The sequence below is a fragment of the Dickeya sp. NCPPB 3274 genome (genome assembly GCF_000406205.1).
In the GTDB taxonomy this organism is placed as follows: domain Bacteria; phylum Pseudomonadota; class Gammaproteobacteria; order Enterobacterales; family Enterobacteriaceae; genus Dickeya; species Dickeya fangzhongdai.
In genome coordinates, this window is sequence record NZ_CM001979.1 from 4,779,628 (window position 1) to 4,791,855 (window position 12,228).

At 54.1% G+C, this 12,228-nt stretch carries 10 protein-coding genes and 1 pseudogene; 6 read left to right on the forward strand and 5 right to left on the reverse strand.

Features of this window, described 5'->3' with window-relative positions; translation table 11 throughout:
- Positions 1-192: 192 nt before the first annotated feature.
- Together DXX3274_RS23185 and DXX3274_RS21380 are read right to left on the reverse strand one after the other, a co-directional pair.
- Positions 193-576 (reverse strand): annotated as a pseudogene (locus DXX3274_RS23185) (type VI secretion system PAAR protein); the annotation flags it as partial.
- Positions 577-743: 167 nt separating this feature from the next.
- Positions 744-1,427, reverse strand: a complete 684-nt coding sequence (locus DXX3274_RS21380) for a hypothetical protein (protein WP_152495289.1) — start codon at positions 1,425-1,427, stop codon at positions 744-746.
- An 83-nt stretch (positions 1,428-1,510) separates the two neighbouring features.
- On the opposite strand from DXX3274_RS21380, the gene DXX3274_RS21385 reads away from it, so the two are divergent.
- A complete protein-coding gene (locus DXX3274_RS21385; protein ID WP_042861575.1) occupies positions 1,511-1,729 on the forward strand; it encodes a hypothetical protein in 219 nt (72 codons plus the stop codon).
- A gap of 140 nt (positions 1,730-1,869) precedes the next feature.
- On the opposite strand, the gene DXX3274_RS21390 is transcribed toward DXX3274_RS21385, so the two are convergent.
- Positions 1,870-2,115, reverse strand: coding sequence for a YdgH/BhsA/McbA-like domain containing protein (locus DXX3274_RS21390; RefSeq protein WP_049842698.1), 246 nt, complete (start codon positions 2,113-2,115; stop codon positions 1,870-1,872).
- Between the two features lie 420 nt (positions 2,116-2,535).
- Entirely contained in the window at positions 2,536-5,226 is a 2,691-nt protein-coding gene (locus DXX3274_RS21395) for a fibronectin type III domain-containing protein (RefSeq protein WP_238556068.1), read from the reverse strand.
- A 590-nt stretch (positions 5,227-5,816) separates the two neighbouring features.
- Between DXX3274_RS21395 and DXX3274_RS21400 the strand changes: the two genes are divergently transcribed.
- On the forward strand, positions 5,817-6,455 hold the full coding sequence (locus tag DXX3274_RS21400; RefSeq protein ID WP_042861576.1) for an acyl-homoserine-lactone synthase: 639 nt from the start codon (positions 5,817-5,819) through the stop codon (positions 6,453-6,455).
- On the opposite strand, the gene DXX3274_RS21405 is transcribed toward DXX3274_RS21400, so the two are convergent.
- Entirely contained in the window at positions 6,421-7,173 is a 753-nt protein-coding gene (locus DXX3274_RS21405; protein ID WP_042862270.1) for a LuxR family transcriptional regulator, read from the reverse strand. The genes DXX3274_RS21400 and DXX3274_RS21405 overlap by 35 nt on opposite strands.
- A 919-nt stretch (positions 7,174-8,092) precedes the next feature.
- Here DXX3274_RS21405 and DXX3274_RS21410 point away from each other — a divergent pair.
- The 4 genes from DXX3274_RS21410 to DXX3274_RS21425 are packed head-to-tail and all read left to right on the forward strand — an operon-like array spanning position 8,093 to position 12,226.
- Positions 8,093-8,404: a hypothetical protein gene (locus tag DXX3274_RS21410; protein ID WP_038663603.1), complete on the forward strand. Its 312-nt coding sequence runs from the start codon at positions 8,093-8,095 to the stop codon at positions 8,402-8,404.
- Positions 8,397-9,725: a diaminopimelate decarboxylase gene (gene lysA, locus DXX3274_RS21415; RefSeq protein WP_042861577.1), complete on the forward strand. Its 1,329-nt coding sequence runs from the start codon at positions 8,397-8,399 to the stop codon at positions 9,723-9,725. Before DXX3274_RS21410 ends, lysA begins: the two co-directional genes overlap by 8 nt.
- Positions 9,722-10,630, forward strand: coding sequence for a hypothetical protein (locus tag DXX3274_RS21420; RefSeq protein WP_042861578.1), 909 nt, complete (start codon positions 9,722-9,724; stop codon positions 10,628-10,630). Before lysA ends, DXX3274_RS21420 begins: the two co-directional genes overlap by 4 nt.
- 12 nt (positions 10,631-10,642) lie before the next feature.
- Positions 10,643-12,226 (forward strand): class I adenylate-forming enzyme family protein, encoded by a 1,584-nt coding sequence (locus DXX3274_RS21425; RefSeq protein ID WP_042861579.1) that lies wholly within the window; start codon positions 10,643-10,645, stop codon positions 12,224-12,226.
- Positions 12,227-12,228 lie beyond the last annotated feature (2 nt).

The window sequence follows — 12,228 nt, forward strand, 5'->3', positions numbered from 1 at the left end:
AGATGATTTCTCATTAGATGATAAGTAATCTGATATTATCCATCGACTCAAGCCTGTCTACGATTAAATGTCACTATTTTCTACATGGATGACCATCTGATAGTCCCTGATGCCACCTGTATCAGGGACTTTATTTAATCAACTATCTTTAATCAACTATCGACTCCATCGGGGTAGAGGAGTCATGTTTTTCATGATATCCGAAAAAGAGATCAACGGATCGCGTCTTTTTACCGCCGCTTCCACACAATGTTGTACCGGAGATCGATAGGGCGTATCACCAATAATCACATTGCCGCTGCCTGAAACAATCAGGCCGCCGCAGTCAATATCATCACCAATCCGCGCGGCGGACTTCCCATTAACCAATACCGTAGCGGACCCTGACGATATTTTTCTACCATGCGCGCCATGAGGCGCCTGGGGACAAGGGCATCCGTGCATCTGAACCGTGTCGCCAACCCGTGCCGCCGGCAGGCCATTAATCACTACGTCAGAACTGCCTTCTATTATCGGGGTATCTGGAAAGCACTCATGTCCGCTTCCAATATCATTTAAGCGAGCCGCTCCTGGCATACCGCTCTCCTTACTTCATTTGATTGAATAATATCCAATCTAAAATGCGTTCCAACACATCGGTTCGGCCATAATATTCCCTTTGGCAGCACGAGCAAATATTTCCTGTCGGATTAACTGACTTTGTATAGTCCAGTGACTAAAGCAATGATATATTAGCCAGCGCATTATTTTTTCAAACGATAAATACTGCTGAAACTGACATTTGCTCCACCACATTCGCCATTATCTTCAACGATCAAATTACCGTTAATTAACTGCATCACACCACTACATTCAAACTCTTCACGCGTATCACCCCATTGAAGCGTATTACCGTTCGGTGTCGCCGAGGCAGAAATACTACCGATATGAACAATCGGTTCGCCATAACCGGATGCCCCGCCATTCCAGGTGGCATTACCTTTTATATGAAGCGTGCTATTTTTCCCGCGGGTAATATTTATCTTACTGTAACCATCACTCCATGAACCGATCCAGGCGTTGACTCCAACCGTTTCGATGGCCTGTTTTTCAAGATAAGTCGATTGCAGCCAGCCGACAAATTCAGACTTCCGGCCAAAATACCACACACAAGACCAGCCGCTTTTTTCCTGCGCCACTATCACGCCGTCACCACTAATCAGATAGGCTTTCTGCTGGCAAAGCGCCTGATTCTCCGGGCATCCTTTGTCACTGTCATCATCGTAAAAATGCACTTTATCGCCATTAGGCGCGTTGATTCTGGCGACAGAATATTGGCCGGGATAACCGGGAAACGCGCCATTGCGGCACATCGTCATGTCATAATCACTTCTCGCAAAACATGAAAATGAGACACATGAAAACAAAATAATCGCCATTCCTTTCATTACCCGGTTCTCCTTGTTAAAAATATCACCAGTACAACACGAACTTATCGCTCTTTGAATCAATCCTCTCAAAGGAGAAGCTTGTGCTGATTTATAACGTATTTGGCAAGATTATCGGCGTAAAACGACACCAGCAGCAGTGGCTGGTATTCCGCATCGATCTGAATGAACGAAAGCACTCTCCGCTTCACGGCGTTGTTATACCAGACGATGCGACGGAAGAGGAAATCCCTGTCTGGCTGGACGATATATTTCACGAAGCCGCCAGCGATAAATATCCCCAGGTATTCCGGGTTGAATAGTATCCATCAGTCATTCACACGACATAAAAAAACCGGGCGCAAGCCCGGTTAAAAGAGGTATCAAGACAGACACAAAGGGAGGGTTATCAATGATGTCAGGGATGGGAGAGGGGTACGCTCCCCTGCCTCATTGATTGATTTTATTTGAACAGAACAGCGTTGCCGTGCAGCGTGTCGTCACCCTGAACGGACGTGATCTGGAACGTTTTTGCACCGGCGGCATCCGCTTTGGCGGCCAGTTTAGCCTGCAGGCTATCAAGCGTGTTGGCACTGGCGGAGATGCTGCCGATTTCCTGACCCTGCGGGTACTGGATTTCCGTTGCAGCAAAAGCGCCGACAGACAGTGTGCTCAGTGCGATGGCGGTAAAGACAGTTTTCATATTCATGATTGCTTCCTTTTTTACGTTTTCGTTGTTGATGATGTTCGTAAATGACAAGTCAATTATCACTATAGTAACTATACCCCACTTCACAAAAAGTGCGATCCATATCACACTCTTATGTCATGAATATGAAAAAACAAGGCATTCAACGGATTACCAACTTTCACTATCACGAACTTTTTTAGGTGGGTCGGCAGGCGCATTCTGCGCGGTATCACGAAGAAGTCTGCGCAGGAAAACCATCCAGCAAAATCATCCAGCTTATGAAATACGCCGGGAAGTGAAGGAAATCAGCGGGATACGCATGAGTATGCAGGATGAGCCGGCGAAAAAAGTAAAACGCCACACGCGCTGGCCGTCAGACCAGACACGTGTGGCGAGGAGGTCAAACCCCGTCAGGTAGCCGTCGCCGGCGCCGTCCTATCAGGGGTGGCTCCACATGGACGGATAACTTTCGCCATTGCCGTTCACGGCGACGACCCGGTAGTAGTAGCCGCCGGTCGGTACTTTTGAACTGTCGCTGTAGGCGTTGGCGGTAACGGTGGCGACCGTCTGGTAATCACCGTTTTCACTGGCGGCACGCAGTATTTTGTAGCGCTCGGCGCCGGATGCCGCCGTCCAGGATAGCCCGGTTACATCATTGCTGCGCTGCGCTTTCAGGTACAGCGGCGTGCCGGGTACCGGTTTGGCATCACGGGTTCCATCCAGATAGAGCACCACGCTGGCGCGTGGCCCCACGGTCACACCGCCCGATTGCGTTCGCTGTGACACCAGGTCTTCCGCCGCGTTGAAGCCAACCGGCGTTTTCAGCGCATAACTGTTGCTAATGCTGGCGTTAATCCCCATCAGATAGCGGCCGAAGCGCAAGGCGTAAAAATCGGCCTTACCCCGGAATGGATCGTCGCTGGACGCATCGGCAGGCACCGGACCCAGCGGCAGCAGCTCTCCGGCATAGGCGTTGCCCGGCGGATTAGGCGGCGTGTAAGGGGTCTTCTCCGGCATATCGATCAGGTTGGGACGCGCATACACCGTGGTGGATCGGAAGATCGGCGTGGTTTCCAGTATGCCGTATTGGTCATAGCCGGAAGTACTAAAGTGGAAACGCGCCAGACCATTGATGCCCGTTCCCGCCTTAGCCTCCCAGTAAGCGCTCAGCCACAGGCGTTCGTCCCCTTTTTTGATCGCCGCGATGGCGTTCTCTTCATCCACCCAGGCAAAGTCAGGCTGTCCGTCGGTCATCGGCAGACGGACACCGTTATCGCTCGCTGTTTTGACCGTCCGATAATCGGCGAACACGTCCAGCGCCTCAAACGCGGACTCCGCACCGGCCAGGTTGGCGAAGAATTGATTGTCTTCCAGCATTTGTCTGGCGTAACCAATAAGCGCCGCGTCCTTGCTGGCGGCGGCGACACGCAACGCCTTAGCGCGTTCGTTCGTATTCACCGCGTCGGCATAAGCGATATAGCCGGCGAAGTTACCGTCGCTTTCATGCGCGCCTCGCCAGGCCAGCAGGCCAATCGCTTCCATCGAACGGTAGTTGGCGCCATTGCTGATTTCAACCGCCGGGCGGCGGAACGGCGCACGCGCTTTGGTCATTTTCACCATCTGCTTGCGAAAATCCTCATTACCGGTAACCCGGTAGAATTCGGCAAGATACGACTGCACTTCGCCATAACCTGCGCCGACATAGCCCCACTCACGGGTCTGACCTTTATCGGTGATCTGATAATAGCTATCGCCGTAGGGAATACGGCCACCGTCGTCCGGCAAGCCGTTGCCGTTATTGTCCGCAAGGTCGTTGCCTGTCCAGGGCAACAGACCGGCAGCCTCCTTGATGTAGCGCTGCGCGATACCCTCCGGGAAGGCGCGGGCGTCTTTCAGCACCAGCATGCCTTTGTTGGCGAAATAAATACTGGTACTGGCGATCAGCGACTGATTGGTCAGGGTCCGGCGATCCTGCAGGCGACCGAATTCCCGACTGGCGAACAGCATATCAGCCCAGGCGGTACGGCGTGTTTTCGTACCTGCGGCGCCATAGCTGATTGAGGCGTCGAGGATCGCCGGCGTCAGCGCGTCACGCAGGTAATACATCGCCTGACCGAGAGTGCCGAAGTTGCCTCCCCAGTTGCTCTTCGCGAAATCAGGGCTGTCGTAGTATCTGGCGGCATAGGCATCCAGCGCCGCCACCACTCTGGCAACCACCGTCGGGTTCTGATAACTGCTCAGTTCTGCAACGGACCAGGCGCGCGCCAGATAGCGAAGATCGCCGCCAGACAGCGCATCGGTGGAAGGCGCCTTGCCAAGCAGGCTGGCGATTCGGTTATTGATGGCGACGCGGAACGAGCCATTCGCGCCCAGAATCTCATCGCCCGGAGCAGGACGGGTGGTGACCGCCGGCGCACTGCCCTGCCTTTCGCCCGAAACGTCGAGGAACGGATCGACATGGGTATAAGCCCGGTAAATCCCGCGACTCGGCACGTTCATCGCGTACTGATACGGATTACTGGCATCCGGACCGCCGCTGCCGAACGGATAGAGACGGCCGGTGGAAACGATTTTCAGGGTAACGGTACTGCTGCCTTTGGTCATCGCGTAAGGCAACAAGGTGGTCGAGTAGAAGAAACGCCCGGGCAACGGTTTATTCCAATGGGTGACGCTGAGCGGCGCATAGTCGCCTTCGTGACGGTAGCCAACCTGATATTCAACACCATCTTTGACGATGTACAGATAAAGACGGCCGGTATCATAGTTGCCGTCATCCTCTCCCCACAGCTTGACGGAAACGTAGTTACGGCGCAGCGGATCTACCCGCAGGGTCACCGTCAGGCTACCGCCATAAACGCCTGCCGGGCTGAGCGGCAGTAATCTGCGGGCAGATTCGCCCAGCCCGCCGGAGAGCGTCTGGCTGTTATTTGCTATCAGGCTATGGCTTTTCTCCGATGCGCTGTCGCCAAACGAGACCTGATCAATCGTCCCCACCGCAATGGTCGCGGCCGATGACGAAGCGGTTCCTGAACCCGAACTTTCCGCGGCAGCAGCCGTATGGCTTGCCGTTGTGGCCGTCAGAGCCAGCGCAACCAGCCACGCCAACCTGAACGTTGTGTTTTTCTGCATATGTCAGTCCCTTTTTTCAGTTTATGATCATCCGTGTAGCCATATCAGATGGCAGTGACGGACCATACATCATTACCACGCTATTATTTCCATTAATTAAGCACAGCTTCTCGTCACTATTGATACTTTTTTTGTATCGCCTTCCCGTACATCATCTAAACACCCTCAGTCGCCCTCCATCAGATGGAAACAGCAGGCCGGAAAACCGGGATTACGACACATCATTTCCCCTTGTCGGACTAGCATCTGTCGGACTAGCATCGGCATTAATGACGGACCTGCCCGCCAATTAATCTTATCGCCCTTCTATGTCCGAAAAACACCGACCAGACAGTGCATAACCGTTAACCACATCGGACCACCTGTCAGTCCAGACGAGCTTTGTCACGACAACAAGGGGGAGATTGTCCAGCTGGCAGATGCCACAATGAGGATAGAAAAGGAAATAATATGTCAACTAATGAAAATAAACTTTCCTTAAATGGATGCAAATAATCACGCTGGAAAAGCAAGCGGTAAAAACGTTAACATATATCCCCACCAGGTGAGTTTTTGCGTAAAAAGACATAAAAGTGATGACAGGGGGAAATATGTTAGAAATATTTGATGTGAGTTTTAGCTTAATGTCAAATAATAAGCTGGATGAGGTATTTACACTACGCAAAGAGACATTTAAGGACCGTCTGGACTGGACCGTCAACTGTATTAACGGGATGGAATTTGACGAGTACGATAATGAACACACGACCTACTTGCTAGGCGTCAAGGAAGGAAAAATCATTTGCAGTGTCAGATTTATAGAAATGAAATATCCCAACATGATTACTGGCACGTTCTTCTCTTATTTCGACGGTCTCAACATCCCCAAAGGAAATTACATTGAGTCCAGCCGGTTTTTCGTCGACCGTGACCGCGTAAGAAATTTGATTGGCACCCGTAACCCAGCTTGCCTGACGTTATTTCTTGCCATGATCAATTACGCCAGAAAATGCCATTATGACGGGATACTCACGATTGTCAGCCACCCTATGCTGACCTTGTTAAAACGTTCAGGCTGGCGCATTTCCATCATTCAGCAAGGGTTATCGGAAAAACAGGAGAAAATTTATCTGCTGCACCTGCCCACAGACGATGAGAGCCGATACGCGCTGATCGAACGCATTACGCAGATAACAACGGCCGAATCCGAGCAGCTTAAGACCTTGCCTTTGCTGGTCCCACTGGCTTGATCAGATTCATTTCAACGCCGAGCCTGATTGCATGCTTGGCATTCAGCACACCCAGTTTTTTTACAACGTTGCCGATATGAAATTTTACTGTACTGGTGGTGATACCAAGAATAAGCGCAATCTCCTGATAGGTTTTCCCCATGCTTGCCCAGTAGAGAATTTCGTTTTCTCTTTGTGAGAAAAGATCGGCTTCCTGCGACTTGCTGTTGTTTCTGTTTCTGCTCATCTCTCTGTAAAGAGAGGTGAGTTTTTCATGAGCCGAAATCAACAGCATTTGCAATTTATCTTTATTATTCTGAATAATTGCTTCCAGTTCTTCGCTGCGATGCTCTTCAATCATAAAAGACAAGGCGGCCAAATTGTTGCCCGGGTCGTGCAACACAAAGGTATAGCCATTAACAATGTCGTATTCTTTGGAGAGATTGAATATTCTGGAAAATTTCAACTTTGAACTGATGACCAGATCATCATCCCAGGAAAAAGGGGAAATCTTGTTGATGGCGGTCAGGATTACCGGGTCAATATGCTGATAGTTGTTATTTTTGTAAATATCAACCCATTCCGTCGGATAGTTGGAGATGATCACAACATCCGTCGGTTTCTTCTTGTTCATGATCAAATAGGCGTACTTGGGGTCGCCATAGCTTTTTAACTTTCTGTTAAGATAGGTTTGTATTGTGCTATTGATGAAGTCAACGTTAGAGAATGATATAGACATCCAACTCTCCCAAAATCGCGTGCGACAGCCCAGCCTGACCATAACGGCACGAAAGTATAGTATCAACCTATACCTAAGTCTAACTATCTTTCCCGGTACAGAATCCTTAGAATTTTCAAAAAATAACATCAAGTACAAAAATAAAAACATCTGATCCGCTTTAAAGATCGGAAAGCCAAATTGGCGCACACCAGGGAAATATCCGTTAGTTTATTAATTCTATACCCTAAATAATTCGAGTTGCAGGAAGGCGGCAACCGAGTAAATCCCCAGGAGCTTACATAAGTAAGTGACAGGGGTGAGTGACAAATTGGCGTAAGCCGATTTGAACGCTGCTGGCAGCGGCCCCGAAGGGGCGAGGCCCATGAAATGGGCCGAGTAACGCAGCCAACACACCTGCAACTTGAAGTATGACGGGTATATGCCCTAAATAATTCGGGCGACGGGAAGGCGGCAACCCAGTGAATCACCGGAAACTGACATGAGTCGGCGACGGGGATGAATGCAGGCGGTCACCTATCTGTAATCCGGAGTATGGCAGGCAATAACGCTATATTGTTAGCCCTTCTCTCTCTTGTTATCCCACAAGGCTCGCAGGAGAGAGAAAGGTCATTTTCCCCCCTCTCTTTATTTTCACTCTGTATCCCGATATTGCCCCGACTATCCCTTCTGCCTGTCGATGTCTGACGGAATGCCCGACCGCATCCCGTTATATCCCGCACGCGCTGCCCGTAAAATATCGATGATGGAAACATTCGGACAAAAAACGCAATAACGTAGCTATCAGAATAAATTATACCGATTTTACCGCCGATCTGACGACATTAATCCTTTCATATCAGCGAGCGTGCAATTTCAAACAAAACGCCTGAATAACGCTGGTTATACTCCCGTCAAAGAGACAGATAAGGGGAGTAGAATGGATTATCCGGTAATGACTCATCATGATGATGACACCTTGCATACCCTCCTGCGTGACAAACTCACCGCGATTGGCGTCGATCAAGGCCGTATCGCCGAGATCTTTCAGGGAGCCCCCCTGTTCGGCGAAGAAGGACGGCTGGATTCCATCAACATCGTTACTCTGATTGCCGTGCTCAGCGACCACTGCGAAGCAGCCTACAATCTGAGCGGCGATCTGTTCGACCTGACGAACGACCGCGTTTTTGACGCCTTCCAGAATCTGACCAGTCTGACGCGCTTCCTGCGCGAGCGGCTTCATCATGGCTGACCCCGCCCATCCCGTTACCCGTTCCGAGGCTGATGCGCTGTTCGCCGACGGCTATATAGAAGAGGTGCCGGTCGCCGATATTGCCGACCGCATCGGTACGCCTTTCTATGTTTATAGCGCCCGTCAGTTGCGCGGCCAGTTCCAGCGACTCCGCCAGCAACTGCCAACCGGAACCGCGATTTACTATTCTCTGAAAGCCAATCCCAATCTTTCGGTGGTTAGCGTGCTGGCGGAACAGGGAGCGGGGTGTGAGGTCTGCTCGCCTGCCGAGCTGAAAACCGCGCTGGCGGCGGGCGTCTCGCCGCAGCACATCCTGTATGTCGGGCCGGGCAAATCCCTGCCTGCGCTGAAACTCGCCATTGACTGCGGCATCCGGGCGATTGTGGTGGAATCGGTAGCGGAGCTGGATAACCTCAATCGGCTGGCCGCACAGGCCAATACCATGCAGACGGTGGCGCTACGCATCAATCCGGATTTCAGCAGCGAGCACGCCCGGCTGGTGATGAGCGGCAAACCCACCCAGTTCGGCATGACGCTGGATACCTTGCATACCGTGCTGACCAGCCTGCACCGTTGGCCCTCCGTTTCTCTGCGCGGTTTTCATGTTTATCTGGGCACCCGGATCCTCAACGCCCAATCTATCGCCGACAACACCCGTAACATCCTGCAACTGGCGCTAAATCTGCGCGATACGCACCAGTTAACGCTGGATTTTGTCGATGTCGGCGGCGGTTTCGGCGTCCCCTATTTTGCGAAGGAAACGCCGTTGGATCTGCCGGCGTTAGGCGAGGCCATCGCGTCAATCGTGGCTGACTTCCGCAGCCAGGCCGCCGCCACGCAGATCATCATCGAACTGGGGCGTTATCTGGTGGCGGAAGCCGGCCTGTTCGTCACCCGGGTCAACACCCTGAAAACCGCCGGCGGGAAAACGTTCGCCATCTGCGATGGCGGGGCTAATTGTCACAGTGCGGCGGCCGGCCTGAACAGCATGCTGCGCAAAAACTTTCCGTTGCTGCGGCTGGGCGACAATCTGGAGCGGCCGTTACAGCCTTATCAGGTCAGCGGGCCGCTTTGCACGCCCACCGATCTGCTGGGCGACAACGTGCTGTTGCCGACGCTGGCGGTCGACGATCTGATCGCCATCACCCACTCCGGCGCTTACGGGCTGACCGCATCGCCGGGCTCGTTCCTTAGCTTCGGTTACCCGGCGGAAGTGATGGTGGACGGTCGCCGCCTCACCCTGATTCGCCAGCCGGAAACCACCGAACAGCTGCTGGCCCGGCAACAGCCGGTCGAGATCTGGCGCGGGGATACGCCATGACGTTGTGTATCCAGCCGGATGACCTGGTATGGCGCGCTTTTGCGCCCGAGAGCGAGGCCGCGTTACTGGCCCCGCATCCCAGTCAGGCATTGATGGCGGATTACCTGCGTGCTTTTTTCCGTTCCCACGACGAAACGCAGGAGCCGGACGACGCCCTGCTGACCCGTTGGCTCAACAGCCGTCATACTTTTACCGCGATGATGCAGGCTTTGCTGCCCGAATTGCAGGCGCGTCATACGTTGCAACGGCTTGATCTGGTGATGTTCGCCCACTGGACGCCGGACAGCGACCTCGGCTGCGCGGTATCTAACGCGCTGATCCACGCCTGCGACGCCCGGCAGGCATTCGGGCTGGCGGTGTCGGATCGCGGGCTGGCGGCGCCGCTGTTCGCACTGTGCGCCATCGACGACTATCTGGCCAGTGATGAAAACCGGCGCGAGGCGTTGCTGATGATCGCCGATCAGGATGTAGCGCCTTATCCCAGCGAGCGACTGGCGCAGTTGCGTCCCCAAAAGAACTGTTGCCTGATGCGGATAGAAAAACGCCCGCCCCAGCAGGCCAACGGGCTGATATTTGAAGGGTATTATCGCCAGCCTTACGTCGAAAACGGCGACCCGATCGACACCATGCGGCAATTGCTTTCGCGCCTGCCCGCGGCAGACACGCTGACGCTGCTGGGCACCCCGTCGCTGACGGCGGCGTTGCAGAGCGCATTCCCCGAACACCAGACTGCGGCCGTGGCGGAATCGTTACTGTGCGCCGCCCCGTTCGTCTACCTGAAACACCATGCGCAGCCGGGCCGGCGTTATCTGCTGGCGGTGCCGGAACCCCGTCACCTGACCGCCGGTGTGTTGCGCTACCAACCTTGCCACGACGGGCCGTTCACCCGCCCTTCCCGTACCTGATAAGGATGCTCCATGACCAACATTACCCACCTGACCACCTGGCTTGATCGGGCAGCCAAAGAAGCCGCCAACAAAACCGCGGTCATCGACACCGACCGCGAAGTCAGCTGGTTTATGCTGCGCCTGCAGGCCCGGCAATTGGCGGACCACCTGCGTGAAAACGGGGTGGAAAAAGGCGACCGGGTGATCGTCTGCATGCCGAACTCACTGACGTTCGTGCTCTATTTCTGGGCGCTACAGTATCTGGGGGCGATCTTTATTCCGCTGAGTCCGGACACCAAAGCCAGCAAACTGAGCTGGCTGGTGGACAACGCCGGTTGCCGGTTGCTGATTGCCGATCGCACCCTGAAAGAGGAAATCGGCATCGCTCAGGCAGGCGAGCATTGGCAGCAATACAATCGCCACACCCGCGTCTGCTTCAGCAACGATATAGCGGCGGTGCTGGCGGAAGAACCGTACCGCATCTCCGTTGAACGCGATCGGCAGGTGGCGGGCATCGACCTCGATCTGGCCTGCATCATCTATACATCCGGCTCTACCGGCCAGCCCAAAGGGGTGATGCTTAGCCGACGCAATATGATTACCGCCGCCGGCTCGGTGGCCGGTTACCTGCAACTGCGCGGTGACGACCGCATCATGTCGATGATCCCGATGAGCTTCGACTACGGTCTGTATCAGGTGATCATGTCGGCGCTGGCGCAGTGTACGCTGATCGTAGAGCCGGATTTCCGGCGTCCGCTACTGTCGTTGCAGCGCATGGTCACCCTGTGCGCCACCGTATTGCCGATCGTGCCGACCATGCTGCGGCTGATCGCGCCGCTGGCGTCCCGCTATAACTTCGGCGCCATCCGCACCGTGACCAACACCGCCGCCGCGCTGCATGCCGGTGATATCGATCAGTTGCATACCATTTTTCCGCAGGCGCGCATCTACTCGATGTACGGGCTGACCGAGTGCCACCGCTGCACTTACCTGCCGCCGGAATACCTCGCCACCCACCCGCAGAGCGTCGGCATCGCCATTCCCAACACCGAACTGTGGGTGGTGGACGACAACGGCCAGCGCCATACCCGCAACGCCACCGGCGAGCTGGTGATCCGCGGCGCGACCGTCATGTGCGGCTACTGGCGCAATGAAGAGAAGAGTGCCGAAAAGCTGCGCCCCGGTCTGCTGCCGGGCGAACGGGTGCTGTACACCGGCGATATCTGTCGGCTGGATGAACAGGGGTTGCTCTATTTTGTCGGCCGCCGGGACGAAATGCTGAAAAGCTGCGGCGAAAAAGTGGCGCCGAAAGAGGTGGAAGCGGTGCTCAACCGCCATCCGCAGGTGGTACAGGCGGTGGTGCTCGGCGTACCGCACCCGATTTACGGCGACGAAATCATCGCCTGCGTGGTGACCCGCGGCGACCTCAATGAAAAGGCGCTGTTGCGCTGGAGTAAAACCCAGATGGAATCGCACATGGTGCCGCGCCGCTTCCGGCTGATGTCGCAGTTGCCCCTGAACCATAACGGCAAAATCAACCGTTCGCTGCTGCAGGAACAACTGACGGCGGGCGCAACGGCTCAGGTTTGCCCGCAACCCGGTCTGATGGAGTAACG